The 24,290-nt window shown below is 43.5% G+C and carries 18 protein-coding genes; 15 read left to right on the top strand and 3 right to left on the bottom strand.

The features are described 5' to 3' along the window. Positions 1 to 103 precede the first annotated feature (103 nt). Positions 104 to 1,261 carry an ROK family protein gene (locus AC438_RS01730; protein WP_053979551.1) on the bottom strand — a complete coding sequence of 386 codons (1,158 nt, stop codon included), beginning with the start codon at positions 1,259 to 1,261 and terminating at the stop codon, positions 104 to 106. 921 nt (positions 1,262 to 2,182) lie between these two features. Here AC438_RS01730 and AC438_RS01725 point away from each other — a divergent pair. From AC438_RS01725 to AC438_RS01700, 6 genes are all read left to right on the top strand, one after another. Beyond that, a complete protein-coding gene (locus AC438_RS01725; protein ID WP_053979550.1) occupies positions 2,183 to 4,621 on the top strand; it encodes a TonB-dependent siderophore receptor in 2,439 nt (812 codons plus the stop codon). A gap of 101 nt (positions 4,622 to 4,722) precedes the next feature. Further along, positions 4,723 to 6,300 (top strand): sodium:solute symporter family transporter, encoded by a 1,578-nt coding sequence (locus tag AC438_RS01720; RefSeq protein ID WP_053979549.1) that lies wholly within the window; start codon positions 4,723 to 4,725, stop codon positions 6,298 to 6,300. Positions 6,301 to 6,315: 15 nt separating this feature from the next. Beyond that, positions 6,316 to 7,572, top strand: coding sequence for a glycerate kinase type-2 family protein (locus AC438_RS01715; protein WP_053979548.1), 1,257 nt, complete (start codon positions 6,316 to 6,318; stop codon positions 7,570 to 7,572). Between the two features lie 89 nt (positions 7,573 to 7,661). Further along, on the top strand, positions 7,662 to 8,936 hold the full coding sequence (locus AC438_RS01710) for an MGH1-like glycoside hydrolase domain-containing protein (RefSeq protein WP_053979547.1): 1,275 nt from the start codon (positions 7,662 to 7,664) through the stop codon (positions 8,934 to 8,936). Next, the gene (locus AC438_RS01705) at positions 8,894 to 9,946 is read left to right on the top strand and encodes a carbohydrate kinase family protein (protein ID WP_202904683.1); all 1,053 of its coding nucleotides are present in this window, start codon (positions 8,894 to 8,896) and stop codon (positions 9,944 to 9,946) included. Before AC438_RS01710 ends, AC438_RS01705 begins: the two co-directional genes overlap by 43 nt. Beyond that, a complete protein-coding gene (locus AC438_RS01700) occupies positions 9,930 to 11,126 on the top strand; it encodes an AGE family epimerase/isomerase (RefSeq protein ID WP_053979545.1) in 1,197 nt (398 codons plus the stop codon). The genes AC438_RS01705 and AC438_RS01700 overlap by 17 nt, the downstream gene beginning before the upstream one ends. A 147-nt stretch (positions 11,127 to 11,273) precedes the next feature. On the opposite strand, the gene AC438_RS01695 is transcribed toward AC438_RS01700, so the two are convergent. Beyond that, positions 11,274 to 11,978: a GntR family transcriptional regulator gene (locus AC438_RS01695; RefSeq protein ID WP_053979544.1), complete on the bottom strand. Its 705-nt coding sequence runs from the start codon at positions 11,976 to 11,978 to the stop codon at positions 11,274 to 11,276. Continuing rightward, positions 11,975 to 12,988 (bottom strand): SMP-30/gluconolactonase/LRE family protein, encoded by a 1,014-nt coding sequence (locus tag AC438_RS01690; RefSeq protein WP_053979543.1) that lies wholly within the window; start codon positions 12,986 to 12,988, stop codon positions 11,975 to 11,977. Before AC438_RS01690 ends, AC438_RS01695 begins: the two co-directional genes overlap by 4 nt. Before the next feature lie 35 nt (positions 12,989 to 13,023). Between AC438_RS01690 and AC438_RS01685 the strand changes: the two genes are divergently transcribed. From AC438_RS01685 to htpG, 9 genes are all read left to right on the top strand, one after another. After that, positions 13,024 to 14,217, top strand: coding sequence for an isocitrate/isopropylmalate dehydrogenase family protein (locus tag AC438_RS01685; RefSeq protein ID WP_053979542.1), 1,194 nt, complete (start codon positions 13,024 to 13,026; stop codon positions 14,215 to 14,217). A 331-nt stretch (positions 14,218 to 14,548) separates the two neighbouring features. Continuing rightward, on the top strand, positions 14,549 to 16,162 hold the full coding sequence (locus AC438_RS01680) for a sodium:solute symporter family transporter (protein ID WP_053979541.1): 1,614 nt from the start codon (positions 14,549 to 14,551) through the stop codon (positions 16,160 to 16,162). Positions 16,163 to 16,181: 19 nt separating this feature from the next. Then, positions 16,182 to 16,973 (top strand): AsmA family protein, encoded by a 792-nt coding sequence (locus tag AC438_RS01675; RefSeq protein WP_053979540.1) that lies wholly within the window; start codon positions 16,182 to 16,184, stop codon positions 16,971 to 16,973. Between the two features lie 35 nt (positions 16,974 to 17,008). Next, positions 17,009 to 18,436, top strand: coding sequence for a DUF945 family protein (locus AC438_RS01670; RefSeq protein ID WP_053979539.1), 1,428 nt, complete (start codon positions 17,009 to 17,011; stop codon positions 18,434 to 18,436). A gap of 90 nt (positions 18,437 to 18,526) precedes the next feature. Beyond that, positions 18,527 to 19,135 (top strand): rhombosortase, encoded by a 609-nt coding sequence (gene rrtA, locus AC438_RS01665; RefSeq protein WP_053979538.1) that lies wholly within the window; start codon positions 18,527 to 18,529, stop codon positions 19,133 to 19,135. 99 nt (positions 19,136 to 19,234) lie between these two features. Continuing rightward, on the top strand, positions 19,235 to 20,644 hold the full coding sequence (locus AC438_RS01660) for a S1 family peptidase (protein WP_053979537.1): 1,410 nt from the start codon (positions 19,235 to 19,237) through the stop codon (positions 20,642 to 20,644). After that, the gene (locus tag AC438_RS01655; RefSeq protein ID WP_053979536.1) at positions 20,635 to 21,609 is read left to right on the top strand and encodes an FHA domain-containing protein; all 975 of its coding nucleotides are present in this window, start codon (positions 20,635 to 20,637) and stop codon (positions 21,607 to 21,609) included. Before AC438_RS01660 ends, AC438_RS01655 begins: the two co-directional genes overlap by 10 nt. A gap of 102 nt (positions 21,610 to 21,711) precedes the next feature. Then, positions 21,712 to 22,044, top strand: coding sequence for a DUF4156 domain-containing protein (locus AC438_RS01650; RefSeq protein WP_053979535.1), 333 nt, complete (start codon positions 21,712 to 21,714; stop codon positions 22,042 to 22,044). A 96-nt stretch (positions 22,045 to 22,140) separates the two neighbouring features. Beyond that, positions 22,141 to 24,060 (top strand): molecular chaperone HtpG, encoded by a 1,920-nt coding sequence (gene htpG, locus AC438_RS01645; RefSeq protein ID WP_053979534.1) that lies wholly within the window; start codon positions 22,141 to 22,143, stop codon positions 24,058 to 24,060. Positions 24,061 to 24,290 lie beyond the last annotated feature (230 nt).

Here is a 24,290-nt window from a genome sequence, read left to right as displayed (position 1 = left end):
GCTATTGTTTTTTTGGTTATTATGTTATCTAATAGCTGCGCAAAACGTCATTCGCCAGCGATGACTGTCTTTGTGCTGGGTGCTCCTGTGTTATGCCCTGGCGTTATAGGCATAATTCACGTAGTGGTAGGCTAGCGGCACCAACGGCGACAGGGTTCACTTGCACGCCTGCAGTGACAATTTGTGGCAATGGCCTTTGAGCACCTCGACGAAACTGCGCATAAACATCGATTCTTGGAATGATTTTTTCGGCTAATGCAACAGGTATGTGCCCCCCCAATATAATGGCTTGGGTGTCGAGCAATGCTGAGCATGCAGTGGCCACTAAATCGAGTGAGTCCTGAACTTTGTAAATCCACTCATCAACCCCAGGCCAATTCACATCAAAGTGATTGTGTAGGTCATAAATAGAGTTTACGGCAATATTATTTTTAATCAGAATACGCTTGAGGAGGGCTAAGTTTGGGTGCGAGTAAATCTTAGAGGGCAGCATATCGCCCAGTTCGCCTGCGTTGCCATAGGTGCCACGTAAAAGTTCGTTGTTTGAGACTAGGCCACCGCCAAAAGCAAATGAAATAAAAAAGTAGACAAAATTTTTATAATTTCTGCCTACGCCTGCAATGCCCTCACCGGCTGCTGCACCGGTTGCATCATTGACCACCCAAGTGGGTAATTGAAAGCGCGCCGAGACAATTTGGGCAATATCGACTTGTGCCCACTCCTCAATCATATGATGAGTGTTCATTTTGCCATCCGTAGCGCTAAAAAATCCCGAAATCCCCACGCCAATACCCAGTATTTTAGTGTCGCTGATGTGGTTTTTTTGCATCATTTGAGCAATAACCTGTTCACTGTGAGAGAGCACATTTTCAATGCTCATATCATCCAGTTCTTCTAAGCGTGTTTCAATGACATTGCCTGCAAAATCCATCAAGGCAATACCAATGGCATCGAGCAATATCGATAATCCAAAGCAGTAGGCAAATGAAGGGTTGGCCTCTAGCTCAAAGCTTGGGTTGCCTCTGGATGTGGATGAAATGCGATCGGTTTGATGCAGTACTTCCTTATCTAGCAAATTTTTAACTAAGCGGGAGACCGTTTGTTGTGGGATTTTGGTGGTATGAACAATTGATCTTTGACTGATATTGTGTGACCAAAAAACAAGTTTAAGGATGTCCCTTTCTGAGTCTTGAAATAATTTATCGCCTTTGCCAAGCGCAAAATTACGCATTAAGTTAACACTGTTTTTTGATGAAAGCATAGAGTGCCTTAAAGTTCTATTGTGTTGAAATTGTCATTATTGTGCTGGGTAAAGCATCACTGGGTTGCGCGCTAATGAATTGCTCTTTGTGCGCTGAAGCGCCGACTCTGCAAATACAGGGGTTAATAGCGACCGATACAGAGGCTTTGAGTGATTAAGCTCAGTATTCATTAATGCCTATCGGTGCTTTTCTTATCGGTGCTTTTTGCACCGATATTTCTATAGTCACTTGAAATCATAGTACAGCAGCGTTCTCGTGATGTCAGTGTACAACCCTATAGCAAAGCTCTGAACAACAGTCGCCCAGATATTTTTTTGTCACTATTCAGAGTTACCGAAATTCAGAGTTACCGAAATTGGGTGCTGCTGAATCATTGCCTGCGCCGCTCAAGCCATCTGCGACTTTGTGTATCTGCAAAGTTTACCCACACCATCCATGCTGGGACTGGGCGTCATTATGAGACCAGAACACTCCCAGCGTTTAAATGCCCAGATAATAATCCATCAGCATCCTATCAGCTAAATTTTTTCAGATTGGCTAAATAGTTACATTCTTTTTAGTACTAAGATTAAGCCATAACAAAACTTTCTATGCTTGTGAGCGCGCTAAGTGTGCGGATAATCTCATTCTATGAATAATTTTGGGTTAATAATTTATCAATTTTACTTATTCATAACAATTTATAACCCAAAAAGAGTTGTAACTGTGTTTTCGCTATGTTTTACTGTGAAAATAAGTGATCACTCAAAAGATGAAGTGGCTTCTCACTTCAAGGCTTTCATCGTTTCTCAAAGTGAAGGTCGTCCTTTGCTTTGCGAGCGCACGGCTGAATGACTCACACAATGAATAATAACAACGCATTTTGAGTACCCTGCAATTGGGTGCTTCGTAGTATCGTAAAGACACCGGAGAACAATAAAATGAAAATGAAACCTGTAGCCTACGTACTTTCTATGATGTTTTCTGCGTCAATCGCCGCGCAGGAAGACAGTAATGATGATGCTAATGTTGAAGTGGTGATGGTCACTGGTACGAGCGTTGTTCGAACGCAGGCGGATACGCCGGCTAAAACAACGCTGATTAGTCAAGAGAATATTGCCAAAACAGGCTTTTCTAGTCAGGCCGATATTTTAATGAATGTACCTGGTATAAAAGTAGAAGGCGGTGGCGGTGAAGTGGCTACGAATGCTTTTGTTCGTGGTCTGCCCTCTGGCGGGCAATTTCAGTTTACGCCACTCAATTACGACGGCATGCCGGCATTTCAGTCGGGCATGACCTCATCGGCGCAAGATGTCTACTTTCGGCCTGATATCGGCATTGAGCGTGTAGAGTATGTAGCCGGCGGTGTCTCTAACTTATACGGTCCTGGTTCTGTCGCTGGTGTTATTAACTATATTTCTCGCAAGGGCAGCGATGACCCCGAAAGCACTGTGCAGCTCGAAATGGCCGAAGACGGTAGAGTGAGGACAGACTTTTTTACCAGTGGCCCGCTCTCCAGTGATGACAATATTTACTATGCCATGTCGGGTTTTTATCGCTACGACGAGGGCCCGCTTGATACCGGTTTGCCCACTAAAGGTTATCAGGTAAGAGGTAATATCAGTAAAGAGTTTGATGATGGTCATGTCACATTTTATGGCCAGTTAATTAACGATAAAGTACAGTTTTTTTTGCCTTTACCCTTGGATGGCGGCAATCGTAAAAGGCTGACAGGCAACGATGGTAATACCGTATTTGTAGGGCAAACCGTTGCGGCAGCGCAATTAAGTTACCCTACCGCAACAGGCCGCTATGAATCGCCTATTGGTGAGGGTGTAGCAACAGAAGGTGGCTCTTTTGGTGTTGAATTTGAAAAAGAGCTATCGGATGATTGGCGCATTGGTGGTAAAGCAAAAGGTGCGCGTTATGAGCATCAATTTAATTTATTTTTAGATGGTGATGGCCTGGCAAACTCACCCGAGTCGCTTAATGGGTATATTAATAACTCGGCGAGAACGCTTAATGGCGATGTACTGAGTACTTTAGGTCGCGCAAACTTTACATGGTCAGAAACGGGTAATCCTGTCCCTGACGATTATGTACTGTTTGGCAACCGGCTACTTGATCGGCAGCGAGACGGTGATTTTTTTAGTACAGAGTTTAACGTTACGGGTGCTTTTGAAACGGGCAATATTGACCATACGCTAAATATAGGGACTTTTTTCATCCACGCACAACAAATGGATTTTAATATCATCTCAAGCTATTTGGCTGATTTTAGTAATGGTCAAAATGCCCGTTTAGTGGATTTGTCATTTACCGATACGGCCGGTAATGTTGTCGAGTATTCACGCAATGGTATTGTGGGCCCCGGTATTAGTTACACCAACAAAAATTTAACCAGTAAGCGTACAGCCCTTTATATTACCGACCAAATGGAAAGCGGAAATTGGGCGGTTGACTTGGGTATGCGTGTTGAGCGTGCGGTAGGAACTTCAAAGGCTGAAGGCAGTGAAAGTGTTGTTGTTTCCGATGATCCGACTTTAGCCTCTAACTTGCAGGTGAATACCACCGGTAACGGGCGCTTCACTTATGGCGAAGTTGCTAGTACAGAGGCGGCATTTTCTGCGGCGGTTTTGTACGCTCTAGAAGATAGCGACATCAATCTTTATGCCAATGCATCAAGAGGTTACTTTTTTCCCCAAATTAGGAGTATTCGCTTTAATGACAATGGTGAGCCACAAAGCTATGAGGGAGAAGATATTACGCTAGCCACACTCGGTATTAAGTACTTTCCGCAAGATCTTTATGTGGATGCATCATTGTTTTTGGCGAATTTAGATAATCGTCGCTCGGTTGATTTTGTCAATGATGGTAGCGGTGGCTTGATCGAAAATGTTTTAGAGCAATCCACCGAAACCGTCGGGGCTGAAATTATTACTCGTTACACAGTCTCTGATACGGTGACTGTTGACGGCAATATCACCTATCAAGATGCCGAATTTAGCGCCGGCGGCAATACCGGTAATGTACCGGCTAGGCAGCCTGAACTGACAGGTAATCTTGCCTTTTCATACAATAATGATTTGTTTGATTCACGCTTAGCGTTGAGTCATTTTGGTGATGCTTTTGCTAACGATAGCAACACGGTAGAGCTCGGTAGCCATACTATTGCTACTTTATCAGCTGGATATACATGGGCATTTAATAATGATCAAAGAATCCGTGTGGGTGTGAGCGTATGGAACCTATTTGATAGCGAAGGCATTACCGAGGGTTCACCACGTCAAGGTAATGCTCAGGCCGGTGGCGACGACTTTTTTGTTGGCCGTCCCGTATTGCCTCGACGTGTCAGCTTAACAACGCGATATGATTTTTAAGTCAATAAAAGGATTGTAGCGCTCTGCATAGAGCGCTACAGATATAAACTGAATATTGAGTGATAATCCTATTTAAAAATTATTGGTTGAGCTGCACTATTATGAATACTTTTGATTATGCCATTGTGGTTGCCTACCTCATTTTACTTGTGGGTATGGGCTTTAGTTTTAGACAGCAGCACACCAAAAAAGATTACTTTTTAGGTGGGCGAACGTTGGGTTGGAAGGCCTTGACATTATCGGTAATGGCTACGCAATTATCCGCGATTAGTTTTGTTTCTGCGCCAGCGTTTGTCGGTTTAAGAGAGGGCGGTGGTTTGCACTGGTTATCTTATGAGCTGGGTGTGCCACTGGCAATGCTACTGATTTTGAGTACTATTTTACCGGCGTTATACCGCTCGGGTTTTGTGAGTATTTATGATTATCTTGAGCAGCGTTTTGGCCGCTCTACGCGCATTTTAATTAGCGTTGTTTTCCAGTTTAGTCGTGCATTTGCCACGGGTATTATGATTTTTGCTGTCTCCTTAATTTTGCAGGGCACGATGGGCATTGAGGCTTGGCAAGCGATAGTATTAACCGGTGTGATTACGGTGTTGTATTCATTGCAAGGCGGGATGAAGGCGGTAGTGTACGGCGATGCGGTGCAAATGATAATCATTGTTTTAGGCACAATAGCGTGCATTGGCTTTGGTTTGCATCATTTAGGGGGTATTGGTGAATTTATGACAAAAGTCGACCCAACCCGCTTAAATGCCATTAAGCCTGATTCTTTAGGCTTTGATGGGGAAGGGTTTGGTTTGCTGCCTATGATTTTTGGTGGGATTGTCTTATATGCTTCTTATTACGGTTGCGACCAAACACAAGCGCAGCGTGCATTGGCAGCACCGAGCACGCAACAATTGCGCTATATGATGCTGGCGAATGCCACTGTGCGTTTTCCTATTACTTTATTGTATTGTTTTTCGGGGTTGATTATTGGGACTTTAGCCATGAGCGAGGCGGGTTTTATGGCGCAAATCCCTGCGGAAAACCCCGATTGGATGATGCCTATTTTTATTCTTAATTATTTGCCGCACGGTATGATCGGTATTTTAGTCGTCGCTATTTTAGCGGCGGCTATGTCTTCGCTGAGCTCTGCAATTAATTCATTGGCTGCGGTCAGTGTTGAAGATTATTGTCGCCTAACGAATAAAACTTTAGAGCCAGAAGATTATTTGAAAAAGGCAAAGTACGTGGGTTTAGGTTGGGGTGCGGTAACACTGCTTTTATCTTTTTATGCTGGAGATATAGCACCGACTGTTATCGAGGCTATTAATAAAGTAGGCTCGGTATTTTATGGGCCAATACTTGCTGTTTTTTTACTGGCGGTGATTAATAAAAGCCTCGGAGCACGAGAGATTAATCTCGGTTTAATTGCCGGGGTGCTGATGAATATTGTTATTTGGTTAACGATGGAGCATGTCTTTTGGTTTTGGTGGAACTTTATTGGTTTTAGCGTAACCGCAGTTTTTGCTTATATGGTGAAGTGGGTACTTGGCGGAAGCTATGTGACGACCTCTTCAGCGGCGCTTGTCACGCAGCGAGTGTCTATATTGACTCAATTAGATATCGTTGTTTTGCTTGCCTCTTTTGTCATCATGTTGAGCATTTGCGCTACATTGCCACTGCTTTTTAGTTAAAATTAAGAGGTAATAATGGAAAGTTCACGTTCTTTTTTACGCACTTTGTTCGAGCAAGCGGTGAATACCTGTTTACCCAGTGTGTGTTTAAATACGCATTTTGAGGCGGTAGACGTTAGCCAAGGCGTTTGCATTGTGGGGGCTGGTAAAGCATCGGCTGATATGGCGGCCGCGGCCTATAAAAAATACGGTGATGCGTGTTACGGCAAAGTGGTGACACGCTACGGTTACGGCACCGAATTACCCACCGGAAATATTGACATTTTGTATGCTGCGCATCCAGTACCTGATGAAAATAGTTTAGCAGCTGGCCAGGCGCTACTGGAACTTGTTGCAAAAACACCTGCACATATCCCCATTATATTTTTAATATCTGGCGGCGGTTCTGCGCTTATGTCGGTACCTGTCGCGGGTGTGAGTTTTGCCGATAAAATGGCTTTACATCAATTTTTATTGCGCAGCGGCGCACCGATTGATCAAATGAATATTGTCCGCAAGCAGCTCTCGGGGGTAAAAGGTGGCCGCTTAGCGCACGCTGCGGCCGGCCAATGTTATACCTTTGTCATTTCGGATGTTGTTGGCGATGACCCCAGCTTGATTGCATCTGGCCCCACCGTTGATGATGCTAGTACACCGGCGCAAGCATTGGCAATATTAGAGCAATATCATTGGCCTGCCACATCTTCAATTATGGATTATTTAACAAAAGCTAGCCATCGCAAAGCCTCTTATCTTATTCCCCAAAAACAATCGCATTATTGTATTGTTGCCAATGCTCATCGGGCTATTGATGCTGCTGCTTTTTATGCGCAAGAGGCAGGCTGGTACACGCAAGTGCTCAATTATGAGCAGCAAGGCGAAGCAGCGCAAGTTGCTAAACAGCATGCCGCAATCGCATTAGAGATGCAAAGCAAAGGTCAAAAATGCTTATTATTTTCGGGTGGTGAATTAACAGTGACTTTAAGTAAAGGCGATGGTGGCGACGGAGGCCCTAATCAAGAGTACTTATTGGCGATGGCGATCGCACTCAATGGTGCGCCCGGAATCAGAGTACTCGCGTGTGATACGGATGGGGTTGATGGTAGTCAAGAGGTAGCTGGCGGCTTTATCGATGAAACCATATTAATTAAAGCGAAAGCTAAGGGACTATTACCGCAGGCCTATCTTGATAAGCATGATAGTTATCATTTTTTAAAAGCACTAGACGCGCTAATTATTACTGGGCCGACGCGTACAAACGTGAATGACTTTAGAGTCATTATGATTAACTAAAATGCCACCACCACATGGCTATGCATTTAAGTGCAAAAAATATTTAATACAGTCAATCATTGTAAAGTAATGATTTGGGAGACTTACACATGTCAGAAGATCAGCAGCTGTTTAAAGCAGGCCAAGCCATTTTAAATAAAAATGACTTTGGAGGCTATACGGTGCCGACTCAGGGTTTATATCCGTTTCAGTGGAATTGGGACTCGGCAATTACAGCATTGGGCTGGATGAAATTTAATGAGCCGCGCGCTTGGCAAGAACTCAATGTATTGATGAGTGGCCAATGGGATGACGGTATGGTTCCGCATATCCTATTTCATAAAGACTCTGATACCTACTTTCCTGGTCCTGATGTTTGGGGGGCGGATAAAAAAGTTAAAAGCACGTCGATTTCTCAGCCACCGGTATTGAGTAGTGTGGTAAAAATTCTTTGTGAGCAAGCAAAAGATACCCAGCTCAGAGATCAGACAGTTATGGCTATGTTGCCTGGTCTTATTCGCTCTCATTTATGGTGGTACCGCGATCGGGATCCAGAAAATACAGGCTTGGTGGTGAGTTATCATCCTTGGGAGTCAGGCATGGATAATAGCCCTGCGTGGGATGAGGCGCTCGAGCGAGTGCCGAAAGTGACGTGGGAATATCAGCGCCGGGACCTAAATCATATTGATGCCTCCGAAAGACCGCACAAAGAGCAATACGATCGCTATTTATACTTAGTTGATTTATTTAAACATAAGCAGTTTCAGAGTCCAGATATTTATCGCGACTGCCCCTATAAAGTAAATGATGTGAGTTTGATCTCTATTTTACACCGCGCAACACTGGATTTAATTGACTTGTGTGAGCAGTTTAATGTAACTGGTCAAGGAGTTGATCAGTTAAAGGCACGTGCCACATTAACAGTGCATAATATGCATCAATTGTGGAGTGAGAAAACGCATTTTTTTCATTCAAAAGATTTAATAAGCAATACGTTGTGCCGTGTAAAAACGAATGCTGGCTTTTTGCCGCTATTGGCTGGCCTAGCCAATAAAGCGCAAGCGCAGCATTTGGCTAAAGAGGCGCAGACGTGGATGGCTGCCAGCAAATATGCAATCGCCTCTACAGACCCTCGAGAACCGCAATATGAGCCGCAGCGCTATTGGCGCGGCCCGGTGTGGCTGCATATTAACTGGATGATTGCACTAGGATTTGAGCGTAGCGGGTATCGTGATGTTGCCGAGCAAATACATAATAAGACCGATATGTTATTCCGTGAGTTTAAGTTTTTTGAATATTTTAATGCTGATACAGGTGCCGGTTGCGGCGGCAATGATTTTTCGTGGACGGCTGCTATTGCCATGCATTGGTTGTTAAAGCCATGAGCCGGGTATTGAGCGGGACTCGGGTGATGTGTTTTGGTGAGGCGCTGATCGATATGCTGTCAAATAAAGTGAATGGCGATGCGACGACTAAGCATGAAACCTTTACGCAATTTGCCGGTGGCGCGCCAGCTAATGTGAGTGTGGCGCTGGCTAAACTTGGGGGCAATAGTTATTTTTGCGGCATGCTAGGGCGCGATGCTTTTGGTGATTTTTTGCAGCATTCGTTGCTCGAGTATGGGGTGAAAACAGATTATGTTTTGCGGACAGATAAAGCAAAAACGGCGTTGGCTTTTGTATCGTTAGATCAGCAGGGTGAGCGCACTTTTTCTTTTTATCGCCCGCCTGCTGCTGACTTGTGTTTTAGCCAGAATGATTTTCAGGCGCAGTGGTTTGAGCAAACCGCAATTTTTCATTTTTGTTCAAACAGCTTAACTGAATCGGGTATACAAGAGGCCACTCAAGCAGGAATTACGCTGGCTAAGCAACATCGCGCATTGGTGAGTTTTGATGTTAATTTGCGTCAAAATTTATGGTCTCAGCAGGGTGATCCCTTTGGTGTTATTTGGTCGGTTATGTCGGGTGTTGACGTACTTAAGGTTTCAAGAGAAGAGCTGGAATTTTTGTGCGCCAAGCAAACGCAAGAGCAGACAATTGCTCGATTATTACACTGTGGCTGCCAATTAATTCTTATATCCGATGGTTGTCGCCCTCTGCAATGGATTACTGCAAACATGCAAGGCGAAATAGAGCCCCCGCAAGTTAGTATGGTGGATGCAACAGCGGCTGGCGATGCTTTTGTTGGCGGCTTGTTATTTAAATTACAGGAATTTTTTGATCGTAAAGGCGATCTAGAGACTCTTTTGAGCCACGCAAGCCAGCTGAGTGATATTTTAAGATTTGCTTGTGCCTGCGGTGCTCATGCGGCCTCTATATACGGTGCCTTTCCTTCATTACCTTCATTATCGAGCCTTGATGCTCTTACTCGAGAGATACATGATGACATTACCTAATTTTACTCAGGGTGATTTCTTACGCCAGCATATTCAATCAATACTGGCTTTTTATGAGCCTAATGTCGATGACCCTAAAGGCGGATTCTATCAGAATTTTTTGGATGATGGGCAAGTGTATGATAAATCTACTCGACATTTGGTGAGTTCTACACGTTTTGTTTTTAATTATGCTAGAGCGTATTTGGAGTTCAAAGAGCAAAAATATTTGGATCGAGTTAACGCTGGGATTGAATTTATTCGCCGCGCTCATTTTAACGAGCAATACAAGAGCTATGGATGGCTACTAAAAGTACACGAGGCCAAGGTAGAGACGGTTGATCATAATAATCATTGTTATGGTTTTGCCTTTGTCATGCTTGCATACAGTTGGGCAATTAGAGTTGGGCATCCAAAAGCTGCCGAATATCTTGAAGAAACATGGTTGACGATGGAGTGTGTTTTTTGGGATCCTCATCATGCTTTATATAAAGATGAATTTGATGTGACGTTAACAACAGACAGTGGTTATCGTGGCCAGAATGCGAATATGCATACCTGCGAGGCATTGATTGCAGCCTACCATGCTACTCAAGATAATAAATTTTTAGATCGCGCATTATTAGTGGCCGATAGCATTGTGAATAAGCAAGCGTCGTTAACTGAGGGTTTGATATGGGAGCACTTTCACGCTGATTGGTCAGTTGATTGGGACTATAATAAAGATGACCCTAAAAATTTATTTAGGCCTTGGGGCTTTCAGCCGGGGCATCAAACTGAATGGGCAAAATTATTAGTGATGCTCTATCAAATCACACAAAAAGAGTGGTTGTTATTGCGGGCACAAAGCTTATTTGATCGCGCTTTAGCGGTAGCATGGGACAAAAAAAATCAGGGCATTGTTTACGGTTTTGATTTGGATCATCAGGTGTGTGATGGTGAGAAATATTTTTGGGTGCAGGCAGAGTCATTGGCGGCAGCGAGATATTTATATGCTTACACTCAAAAAAAACAATATTTGCAATGGCACAATATGATTTGGCAATACGCATGGAAGTATATGGTCGATCACCAATATGGCGCTTGGTTTAGAATACTCAGTTCAGATAATACCAAAATTGATAATCAAAAAAGTCCGATAGGTAAAACGGATTATCACACAATGGGTGCGTGTTACGATATGTTATCACTGACTCTATAAATTGAGTATTGCGGTTTGACTTTTTATTAACACATAAAGTGATTAATCCTTGCGCCTTTGTGCGTTACTTGCGCCTTTATGTGTTAATTGTTGTATTTGCTTGTGGCTGTATTTGTTTGTGTTTGCATTTCCCTATGCCGTATATCCCTATAAGTGCGGCAATTTAAATTCTTGCAAAATCTTGACTAATGTATCGGCGGCATGGCGGCGATGCTCGTAATGTGTTGTCGTGGCTTTTTGCCAGTCCCCTTCAAGAATGGCCTCTAAAACGTCACGGTGGTCTTTATTTGATTTGGTGGGTTTGTCGCGTAACTTTAGTGTAACCAAACGAGCACGGTGCCCTTGGTCACGCAAGCTCGAGGCCATCAAGGCTAAGCGTTGATTGCCGCATGACTCCACTAATAAGCGGTGAAATCGATCGTCTGCTTCGGCCCAGCCTTCACGGTTGTCGGTGTTAAGGCTGGCATCCATATCATTGATTGCTTGTATCAGCTCGGCCAGGTCATGCCGCTGGGGGCGTTGGCGTGCCAGCAACTCTACAGCGGTGACCTCAAGACTTGTCAGTACCTGATAAATTTCTTTCATATCATCGGGTACTAAGGGAATAACGCGCATACCGCGACGGGGAATCAGCTCGATGAGGCGTTCATTTTCGAGTCTTATAAGCGCCTCGCGAACGGGTGTTCGGCTAACCCCTAGGCTTTTGGCGAGCTCGGGCTCTAGAGCTTGATAGCCTGGGTAAAACTCGTTACTGAGAATAGATTTCTTAAGGGTGCGATACACCAGTTCAACACGAGAGATGCTTCCCTTCTCTAGAGGTTGCGATGTTTGCTGTTCGGCAAGATTATTCATAGTGTGATGTTCCAATGGTACGGCTTGATACCACAAGTGGTGGTAGTGAAGCGGGCAATTTTATTATCGAGAAGACAGCCTAAATAAGCGATGTTTCGATTTTTCCCGCCAAAAGCAAGACTTGATATATTCTTAAGTTTAATGCTTGGCGTAAAATCTAAATGTCTACGCTGAAGGCCATTATGGTTAAATGCGCGTTCCGCCTTCAGTACATGCTCTGGGTTATAGTCTTCTAGTATGACTTGCTGTGTGCCGTCGCCCGAAATGCGTATGACGCGGTTGCTAATAATACTGGTCACCCAAATCTTGTTTTCAATATCAAAACTAAGACCATCAGGATAAACACCTTTTTCGAAATTTGCGACTATTTCTTTTTGTCCGAGTTTACCGGTATTTAAAATGGCAAAACGTGACAATTTACGACCAAAAGTTTCGTTGACATACAGGTAGTTTTGACAGGGGCTTAATTGTATTTCATTGGTATACCCTAAATTATCCGTAACTTTATGCGTTGTTATACCATTAGTGCACACAATAAAGCCGTCGCTTATTTCTTTTTTGTACGCGTGTTCTCTTGGGTGGTGCCGTGTACTGACTGACACCCAGACACGATCTTGTTGATCAATAGTGACATAGTTGCAAGGGGGCAGTGGTTCATTGTTTAGGTGTGTTAAAAAAGGCGTAAGCTGGCCTTGCTGTGTAAGCTCCCATACTCCGCCGTCATCGCCGAGATTGGCAATTAAAAAAGTCTTTCTTTTTGTGATGGCAAAACCGTTAGTGCGTAAAATAATAGGACTTTTTTGCGCCAAATAATGTCGTTGTTGACCATTAGGCAAAATATGGGTAATACCGCCTTGCCAGTTAGAGGTAAATACACTGCCGTCACGGGTGCAGTGTACGCATTCAGGCCTTTGTAAATTCTCGCCATAATAGGTAAGGTCACTGGGTAATATGAGGCTTGAACCCTTGTATTGCAAAGGTTGTAGCTGACTAAGTGGGTTATTCATCATATGTTGAATTATTCATTATGTGTAAGGATATTTTTATGAATCAGAAGTATCGGTCACAAGGTAAGCGTTGTAGGGCATTCAATATTGCTGTGCTGGCTGGTGATGGTATCGGCACAGAAATTATGCCGCCATGCCTACGATTAATTGATCGCGTGTTGGCGACTGTTAATAGTAACGTGACTTTAAATTATACTGCCTTGGATGCCGGTGCAGGTGCTTACCAAGCAACTGGTTGCGCGCTTAGTGATAACGTTTTGGCGGTGTGTAAAACAGCCGATGCCATATTGTTAGGTGCTATGGGGTTGCCGCAGGTGCGCTATCCTGATGGTACAGAGGTTTCTCCTCAAATTGAGTTGCGTGAAAAATTGCAATTATTTGCTGGAGTGCGACCCATTAAAGTGATTAGCGGTTTGGGTGGATCGATTTTATCTCATCCTAAAGCTCGCAATATTGATTTTGTTTTAATTCGAGAGTCTACCGAGGGTTTGTTTGCCGGTAGAGCCGAAACGCAATTTGAGTACGCTGCAGTCGCGCATGTAAGTCACGGGATGAGCTGTGTTGGCGCGGTCGATTATAGTGTCGTAGAACGTGCATCTGACACCATGATTATGACACAAGCTGGGGTAAAAAGAGTCTGCGATTTTGCCTTTAATATTGCGCATCATAGAAAGACTTTAGGGGCTCGCGGTTTACTCACGTGTATTGATAAGTCGAATGTTTTAGGCAGTATGGCGTTTTTTAGGCATCATTTTTTAGAGTGTGCTCGTATCAATCCGGATATCCAAGCCGAAACTCTTTACGTCGATGCTGCAGCGCAAAAAATGGTAATGACACCCTGGCACTTTGATGTTGTAGTGACCGAAAATATGTTTGGTGACATATTATCTGAATTAGGGGCAGGTCTTATTGGTGGCGTTGGCTTTGCGCCTTCTGCTGATATTGGCGAGCAGCATGCTGTTTTTCAGCCTTGTCATGGCAGTGCGCCAGATATTGTAGGTCAAGGTATTGCTAACCCTGTGGGGATGATTTTATCGGCAGCGATGATGCTGCAATGGTTGGCTGAGCGCTACAGTTATCCTGATTTATATGCTGCGTCTGTGCGATTGGAAGCGGCAGTTAATGATGCTTTTGTGTCGGGTCATTTGATCCCTGTTAGTCTGGGTGGTACAGCAACAATGCAAGATATCTATAGTGCCATTTCGGCCAAGTTGGGCACGTCGGCGCCGTAGTGATGGCGGCTCCTGTATTATCACTATTGAGCGCGTTTGATCGCGACAAGCATGCAGTGCTTGCGGTGTTAAAGGGGCGCTTTTATGATGCGCTCTTTGATTGTGTTTATTGATGGCTATTCATATATCATTTTTGGTGATTAGCGAGGACTGCCATCGTTGAGTGCTCATGCATTGTGTACTGTTTTGACTGGACTGAATGCCTACGGGCCTTAAAAATAATCTATTAACCCTCAAGTGTCAGAGTTATCTGTTGAGCTTAATCATCATCTCATTTAAGCCTTTTTGAGTATTCTTAGTCGTTAACTGGTGCTGTTTGCTGTATGGCGGTATGACTTTTTTTGATATTGTTTTAGCCTTAATTTATATTTTATTCAGCGTTGGCTGGGGCCTGTGGCGTAGCTTGGCCGGTGCGCGAGTAGCTAGTGCTCATGGCGTTAAGGCTTTTTGGCTGGCTCAAAAGAATTTTTCTGCGCTGCCTGTCGCACTTACTCTCATGGCCACTCTTATTAGTAGTAATACACTGGTCTCTCATCCGGGCATTGCCTCGTCGAGTGGTTTGATTTTATTACCGGGGTTTTTTCTATTGCCTTTCGTGCTGCTGTTTGCTGCTAAAAAGCTCGTGCCCTTCTATCGTAAACATGTGCGTTTATCGGTCTATGAATATTTGGCGCTTCGCTTTGGTTCTTTAACGCAGGCATACGCGAGTACAGGCTTTGTTGTTGATCGGTTGTTTGATATGGCTGTCACGTTAGTGACATGTGGTATTTTTGTGCAAGTTTTAGTCGGTATGCCCTTGTGGCTGGCCATGATTGCGATTTTGGGGTTGACGATCATGTATGTGTTGATCGGTGGTATTGCTGCGGTGGTATGGAATGATGCACTGCAAAGTGTAGTATTAATACTAGGAGGGGTTGTGGTGGTTAGCATCATTAGTTTTGCCCCTTTTAATGCTTGGCTTATTGCCTGGGAGGGAGGTCGCTTTAGCTTGGGAGACTGGTCTGTCAGCGGGTCAATGCTAAGCCCAAGTGCCAGTAGTTCACCTTGGCTAATTATGCTAGCGATGAGTATTATTTGGGCACGTAAATTTTGGTGCGACCAAACAATGGTTCAGCGCTACCTTATTGCAAGCTCGCATGCAGAGGCAGCACAGGGGCTGCATTTAGCCGCTCTAATGATTGTACTGATATTATTCGTGTTTAATGTGGTGGGCGCTGGGTTGTGGGGGTTTTATCAAGGTGCAGGCTCTTACAGTGTCAGTGATGTACATCCGTTTTATTCAACGGTTATTCCATCGGTACGCGATCAAATTATGCCGCATTTTGTTTTGCACTATTTTCCATTGGGTGCAAAAGGTATCATGCTTGCTGCTGTCGTTGCAGCGGCAATGTCCTCTTTGAGTAGTGATGTTAACGGTGTAGCGAGTGTGCTCTATCACAATTGGGTGAGCTGTCAAAACAGCATGCAAACGCCCAGCTACAGTACGCGGTCGCAGTCTTCGCTAAGAAGAGAGTGGATCAGTCGTTTGTTGATACTGTTGGCGGGCTTATGCGTGCTGGTGATCGCATTGCATTTAGTACCCGATAGTACTTCAGGGCCTTTGGCGATGCGTGTGATTGCTATTGCCTCGGCGCTATCGGGTGCTGTACTGGGTGTTTTCTGTTTGGCTTATTTTACTATCAGAGCAACTAAGCACGGTGCGTTATTAGGGTTAGTTGCTGGTTCTTTGATGGGTTTGTGGGCAGTATTAACCGCGGGGGAGTCAGCGCCTTGGGCTGATGTTAGCTGGCGGTTTCCTTTGAATGTGTTGTTGTCTGGAGTGTTAGCCCAGTGGGTGGTTATAGCGGTGGGGTACTTTGTGAGTGTAAGCTTTACATGGGCAAAGGCATCATCAGCACAATTGCAAGCCGTACGGGTTTATACTATCTGGGCAAAAAATAATTAATTTAACGAGTAGGGTAAAAATGAAAGCAATAAAAATTACATTAATGATTGTATTTATCGTGATATTGTTAGTTGTTGGCGGCGTGTTTGCTGTCTTGATGAATCTCAGTACGTTGGTTGAAGATGCTGTAGAAACCCATGGGCCACAGGTGACGCAAACGGCAGTTAACTTAAAGGATGTGGATATTAATTTATTTAAAGGCATGTCTGAGCTGAAAGGTTTTGAAGTATCTAACCCTAAGGGCTTTAATTCACCTTATGCCTTTAAAGCTGATACCTTTAGAGTTCACATTGACCCGATGAGTTTAAATGCTGACGTGATTGTTATTAATGATATAACGATAGAAGGAGTGAGCATTGTTGCTGAACAAAAAGGTCTAACGACTAATATTCAAGCCTTGCTTAATGCTGTTAAAGAGTTTGCGGCTCAATCAGGTGGTGACGGAAATGATAAGCCCGTACAAGAGGAAACGCAATCATCGCCTTTTGAACCGAGGTTTGCGTTAAATAATTTACACTTTGCCAATAATAATATGCGTTTAGTGACAGAATCTTATGGTGAATACGCATTAAATATCCCCAATCTATCGCGCAGTCAATTAAATGGTGGCGGTAAGGGGTTGACTGCTGGTGAGTTAGGCGTTGCTATTTTACAACCTATACTTGATGAAGCCGAGAGTGTTGCAAAGAAAAAGCTTAAAAAAGTACTCAAAAGTGAAGTCGAAGATAAGCTTAAAGAAAAACTCGAAGAAAACCTTAATGAAGAACAAAAAGGTGCCATCAATAAATTAAAAGGTTTATTTGGGCGTTAAAACACGTCTAACAACGGATACATGTTGAGAGCTTCATGAAAAAAATAATATCGTTTTTACTATTTGTTATCTTACCTTTACTGTTGGTTGTGCCTGGATTTATGGGTTGGCAAGCTGAAAAATCAATGCAGGATACCGCCGCTTATATCAACAGCTTGCCCGCTTATAGCGCTAACTGGCAGAGCTATAAACGCGGTTGGTTTAAGAGTGAGGGCGTGCTGTTGGTTTCGGTAGATGATATAGAGGGGCTTACCGATAGCACTGAGCCTGTCGAATTGCCGGTTGCTTTTCATTTGGTGCATGGCCCTGTTTTGCTAGGGCATAAAACCGAAGCCTTTACTCTAGGGTTGGGCGGATTTGATTTGCAAGTAACGCTATTAGATCGACATGAAGCCTATTTGCAAGATGTGCTCTCGGTTATTGGTGAGGGTCCGCTTTATCAGCTGGCAGCACGAATGGATTTAACCGGAAGGATCGCCCTGCATGATCGTTGGCTACCTTTTGAGTTTAATACCGAGGCGCTCTCTATTGTGGTTGATGGGTACGAAGGTGAGGGTGAAATAGGCCTAGATCGCAAGTTGATCTATACGATGGGATTACCTCGAATCCGTATCAAAGCGATGTCTTTAGAGGGCAGTGCTGTTGCTTTTACGGCAAAGGCACTCAAGGCTGAGCTATCTGCTGAATTGGCCAGCTGGCATAGTGCTCAAGTGGCGCCGGGTAAAGTTATTGTGAGTGTTGGCAGTCTTAAAAATGAAACGGCAAGTATTGTATTTAAAGATATGCATTTTGAGGCCGAGGCTAAAATTGACGCTATCAATAATACATTAAGCTACCTTAGCGAGCTTAATGTAGGCGCTTTGAATATTGCTGCGCTGGAAGCCGATATGAGCGATATTCAGCTTGAGCTATCGTATTTGAAGTTTAGCTTGGCTTTTCTTGAAAGCTATTATGCCTTAATACAAGACCCCCCTGCGAATGCTAATGCTGAGTATTGGCAGCAATACCTTGGTGAGTTGATTTTAAAAGAGCTACTACCGGCATCACCCGAGTTAAAAATAGACACTTTGGCATTCACGACATCGCAAGGTAAATTTTTTGCTCGGTTATTGTTAACGATTGAAGGAGAGTCGTTAGCAAAGGCTAATGTAAGCTCTAATAACCCTCTCGGTTTATTGCCTTTTATGGTTTTTCATTTAGATACTGAAATGGATATGGCTTTGGCCGTTCAATTTGCCGAGCTGTATGTGCGTAATCAAATAGAAGCACAATGGGCAAAAGAAGAGAGGGTATTTGTGGCTAGTGAGCTCAATGAAGCAGTTAAAACGCAGGTCCCTTCGGTGCTGGATATGCTGATTTCGCAAGGTTTTATTGTGTCTCACGATGATGATTATCGCCTGAATATTGATTATGCCAAGGGGCAAGCCACGCTTAATGGACAGCCTATGCCGCTGCCTTTTTAATACAGTGTATAGTGTCACAACTACAATATACGGTGGGTTTAGTCGTTGCTAAGCATGTTGAGTCGCTTGTTGTACCCGTCGCAGCCTCTTATGAAGCACTGCGGTTTTATGGTGTTTGTGAGTGTTTTGTTGTTGCTGGGCTTTTTACCTGAGCAGCAACTTCAGCACTTAGAGCTGCATACCTATGAGCATTTTAGTTATCGATGGCTGAGTGCGCACTTTATTCATTTAGGGCTGCAGCATGCGGTGATGAATGTTGCGGGTGCCATTGTGGTATGGCTTTTATGCGTATCGATAGTGCCTACTGGCTTGTTACTCGTGATGCTCTTATTGCTGCCTGTGGGGGTTAGTTTGGGTTTGGTGATGACCGATAGTGGTATGAGTTATCGTGGTTTTTCTGGTGCTATCGAAGGTTTTTTGGTGGTTGGTATTATTTGGCACTGGTGGCTTAGTCGCCGTTTTTCGCTATTGCTGGGGGCTTTAGTTGCAGGGAAGTTAATTATCGAGCAAATGCCGAGCTTTGATAATACATATTTGCTTGATAGCATCGGTGGTTTAGTGGCCGTTGATGCGCATTTATACGGTGTTGGTGGCGGGCTTTTTTTGGCGTTAGTGTATTTGGTTTTGGCCTATTGCAACGTACCATGTTTTTGTGCCCCTTGGCGTATGCCCTGGGCCAGAAGCCGTCATAGGTCATAGTGTATTCATGGTATCGTCATTCAGTATTCGATAGCAAAAGCGGTCGTTCAATAATGAGCTTATAAACAACAATGATCAGATAAAAATAAGGAGCTTTTATTGTTTTCTTCTCAGTGGTGGGTCTGGCGTAGTTTTACTATCGTTATATTTCTATGGGCTTTTGGGGGCAGCGCATTAGTCGCGGCTTCTAATAAAGCCGTTGATGTATATGCAGCTTATGAGTCTTCAGTTTATCAGGTAAAAATCATTGAAATTGCATCGGGTAGTCAAAATTCACTAGGTACCGGCTTTGTGGTTATGGAGGGTAATGTATTAGCAACCAATTACCATGTGATTTCAGCAAAGGTTTTTGAACCGGAAAAATACCGTATTGAAATAGAGCGCGATAATCAAAAAATAGTGCTGGATATATTGGCGGTTGATGTTGTGAGCGATTTAGCCATTGTGGCTCCTGTGGCATCAAAGATAAACTTGGGTAAGCCCTTTGATTTACAGCTTGAGTTACCTGAAAAAGGTGAGACTTTATATTCACTGGGTAACCCTCATGACTTAGGAATGACCGTTGTTGAAGGGACTTTTAATGGCTTGGTTGAACACCGTTTTACAGAGCAAATACATTTTAGTGGCCCGATTAATTCGGGCATGAGTGGTGGACCGGTAGTCAGTGATGAGGCGCGTGTAGTGGGTGTCAATGTTGCTACATCGGGCAATCAAATTGGTTTTTTAGTCCCTGTTAAAGCGCTTTATCAACTGATTCAGCGCTATCAGCAATACCTACAAAGTAAAGAGCAAGAAGCAGGTCAGGGGCATACCTATGAGGCGACTAAAACTCTTGATTCTCAGACTCCGATAGAGGCGAGTTTGTTAGCCGTGTTGCCGACTCGAGCTGATTTTCCAGACAAAACAGATGCGTTATTAAAGAGTATAGGCCAGCAAATTACCTCTCATACCACGGCCATGATTGATGCCGCTATCGACTCGCATTGGTCTGTTAACGCCATGGCAGAGGCGACAGTCAAAAGCTCTGACTTACCTTGGCTTGAATGCTGGGGTGATAGTAATAAAAACAAAAAACTTAAAATTAATACGATTAGTCGAGGCTGCCATAGCGGCTCTAATGTTTATTTAGGTGCGCAGTTTAATTCCGGTTTTATCGAATATGAATTTTTGTATTTTGAAGCAAAACTATGGCCTAGTTACAGCGCTTACCAGTACTTAGCGCGCGATACAGCGAATGCCATGCCAGCAAATAGAGGGCCTAAAAAACAGTTGGGTGCCTATCAATGTGTGAATCGCGAGGTAGTGAACCAATATCATGTAACCTCTAGGGTGAGCTATTGCTTGCGTGGATACAAAAAATTTGAAAATGTTTATGATGCCTTTTATATGGCGGTTTCTGTCGATAAAGAGAAACAAGCTGTCATGAGTCACTTTACTTTGTCGGGTGTTACCAAAGATTCGGCGCAACGCTTTTTAACGCACTTTCTTGAGGTGGTTGCATGGCCTTAGTTGTTGAGCAGATTAATAAAGCCGGTCATGTGTTAACTCGCCAAAGCTTTGATGAGCCGTGCATTTATCTTGGTCGAGGGCTAGACCAAGATATTGTTGTTGACGACGTATTTGTAGATTCTCATCATGTACAAATCACCTATGATGTTAATGCGCAAGCTATAGCGTGCGTAGATTTGGCCAGCGTGAACGGTATTACTGTTGAGCCAAAAGTGGGTAAAAAGACAACCGTGCTCGGTGGCGCGAGATTAAATAGTGGCGATGTGTTATTACTTGGGCGCAGTCGATTTCGTATTCTATTGAGTGATCATCCGGTAGCGCCTGCACAGCCATTAACCTTTTGGCATGAGTGTATTTATCGCTTGAGTGTATGGCCTGTTGTGGTGATGTGTGCTGTAGTCCTGGCAAGCTTTATGGTTGCGGAGTCTTACTTTAATCTCCCAAATGTTGATTTTCTTGAAAAATACGCATCACAGGCATTTTATATGTTGTTAGCAACATTTATATATGCTGGAATTTGGGCCATTATTGGGCGCGCGCTATTGGGTGAAGGCCGCTTAGTGACGCAGTGGTTATTAGTTTTAATAAGTATTATTGTTGTCAAGTGCTTGGGGCTCTTGTTACCTTGGTTAAGCTACCATTTACCCGCAGAGTACTTATGGCTGCTTGTTGGTGAGTGTATATCAGCAGCTGCGCTATTGATTGTGGTGATGTTAAGTTTACGCATGGCGACACGCCTTAAGTGGTTACCCAGAGCGCTGTTGGCTTCGGTGTTGCCTGTGGTTATAGCTGTTGATACTTTGTTGGTGCTGGTTGATGCGCCGAGCCTAAATAGCGTGCCTTATCAAAAAAACTTAGTAGCGCCAAGTATGAATATACGCACTAAGGTCAGTAGTGCGCTATTTGTTGAAGAGGCTAATGAGCTGTATAACAAGGTGGATATTGACAGTGAAAGCAGTCCTTAAAAAGCGGAGTGATACTAATTCTTGATCGCGATTGGCCGACTTATGAGTAGTAGGCTCATTAATTAGTGATAAAACTTAATCTTAGGAAGGTAGTAGATAGTCATGAAATTACATAAAAAATATACGTATCAAGTTATTTCTGCGATGCTAGGCGTCGCACTAATAGGTGGCTGCGCTTGGGTATCCCCGAATGTTGACTCACAGTGGGTTGCGCTTGTTAAGCCCCAAGCGGTAGCCAGTTGTCGGCAAATCGGCGAAACCCATTCAAAGACTCTGACAAAGGTAGTCGTGGTCGGTCGTTCAGCGCAAAAGCAACAAAATGAGCTCATTACGCTGGCTAAAAATCAGGCAGCGGTAATGTCGGGTGACACTATTGTGGCGAAAGGTGACATGAAGGACGGTGAGCAAACCTTCAAAGTTTACGATTGCCATTAAGTCGTGAAGTGCCCTTGAAATTGGATTTTTGAGCCCCATCTTTGCGGCAGTTATCATTCTAATACACTTATTTTGCACTTGTATAGGAGCCTGTCCATGACGGTTGAAGCAGCTACAGAAACACGCGGATTTGAAACAGAAGCGAAGCAATTACTCCAATTGATGATTCACTCGCTTTATTCAAATAAAGAAATATTTTTGCGTGAACTTATCTCTAACGCCTCTGATGCGGCTGATAAGTTACGCTTTGAAGCGCTTGAAAAAGGTGAGTTATACGAAAACGATCCGGATCTTAAAATTCGCTTAACTTTTGACAAAGAAGCCAACACGATTACCATTAGTGATAATGGTATTGGCATGAACCGCGAAGAAGCTGTAGCGCATTTAGGTACAATTGCTAAATCGGGCACTGCCCAATTTTTGCAAAATCTCTCTGGTGATGAGAAAAAAGACTCGCAGTTAATAGGCCAGTTTGGCGTAGGTTTTTATTCGGCTTTTATTGTGGCTGATAAAGTTGAAGTGCTAACACGCCGTGCCGGCGATAGTGCTGATCATGGCGTGCATTGGAGTAGTGAAGGCGAGGCCGATTATTCGATTGCCACCATTGAGAAAGCTTCTCGTGGTACAGATGTCATCCTGCACTTAAAAGCCGACGAAAAAGAATTTGCAGATGGTTGGCGTTTACGCAACATCATCAAAAAATATTCTGATCATATTTCTTTGCCTATCATTATGGAAAAAGAAGCTGCTCCAGCGAGTGATGATGAGGATAAAAAGGATGAAAAACAAGAGGTTGAATTCGAAACAATTAACCGCGCCACGGCGCTTTGGACTCGCTCGCGCAGTGATATTAAAGACGAGGAATACCAAGAGTTTTATAAGCATGTAAGTCATGATTTTCAAGACGCTCTAACGTGGAGTCATAACCGTGTTGAAGGTAAGTTAGATTACACGAGTTTACTGTATGTTCCTGCAAAAGCGGGTATGGATATTCAATATCGTGATGCTTCACGCGGCTTAAAATTGTACGTGCAACGTACCTATATTATGGATGAAGCGGAGCAATTTTTGCCCTTGTATTTACGCTTTATTAAAGGGGTGGTTGACTCTAATGACTTGTCATTAAATGTCTCGCGCGAAATTCTGCAAAAAGATCCTAATATCGACAGTATGAAGTCGGCTTTAACAAAGCGCGTACTCGATACTTTAGATAAGATGGCTAAAAAAGAGCCTGAAAAGTATGCTGGATTTTGGTCAGAATTTGGTGAAGTCCTTAAAGAAGGGCCAGCAGAAGACGTGAGCAATCGAGAAAAAATTGCTAAGTTAATGCGCTTCTGTACTACAGTATCGACCTCTAAAGCACAAGATCAATCGCTTGATGGCTATATTGAGCGGATGCAAGAAGGTCAAAATAAAATCTACTATGTTGTTGCCGAGAATTATAATACTGCTAAAAATAGCCCACACTTAGAGGTCTTTAAGAAAAAAGGCATCGAAGTATTATTATTAACCGATCGTGTTGATGATTGGTTAATGGGCCACTTAATGGAGTATAGCGGTAAGTCTTTCCAAGATGTGAGTAAAGGCGAGTTAGATTTAGGTAGCGTGGAGACAGAGGAAGAGAAAAAAGCACAAGAAGAAGCTGAAAAGCAATTAGAAGGTTTAATTGAGCGCATGAATCAAGTACTCAAAGATGAAGTGACTGCGGTTCGTATCACGCATCGCTTAACTGATTCACCGGCTTGCTTGGTGGTAGCGAATGATGAGATGGGCGCGCAAATGCGCCGCCTGTTGGAGTCTGCCGGCCAAAATGTTCCTGAAAATAAACCCACTATAGAGCTAAATCCAGAGCACCCACTGGTTAAAAAGTTAGACCAAGAACCGGATGAAGATCGCTTTGCTGATTTGGCAAAAGTGCTATTTGACCAAGCAAGTTTGGCAGAAGGTGGTAGTTTAAATGATCCTGCAGCTTATGTTCAGCGTTTAAATAAATTACTCTTAGAATTAAGCCATTAATTGTAATTTTGGTGTGTAACATTAGAACCTGAAAAAACCCCGTTAACGGAAGTTGACGGGGTTTTTTAGTATATTTTGTAACTTTCAATAGAAAACCTCGCTTGACAGAGTACTGATAGATTATTTGTTTGGGTGCTTAAGTGCTTAAAGTATGTATTGGTCTCCCCCGTTATGGTATCTATGAAGAGTTGCGTCTTTTTTAAATATTGAAGTTAAATTGTTGAGGTGAA

Origin of the sequence: Marinagarivorans algicola, assembly GCF_001292705.1 — a bacterium.
GTDB classification, from domain to species: domain Bacteria; phylum Pseudomonadota; class Gammaproteobacteria; order Pseudomonadales; family Cellvibrionaceae; genus Marinagarivorans; species Marinagarivorans algicola.
This window is presented reverse-complemented; position numbering and strand designations above follow the sequence as displayed.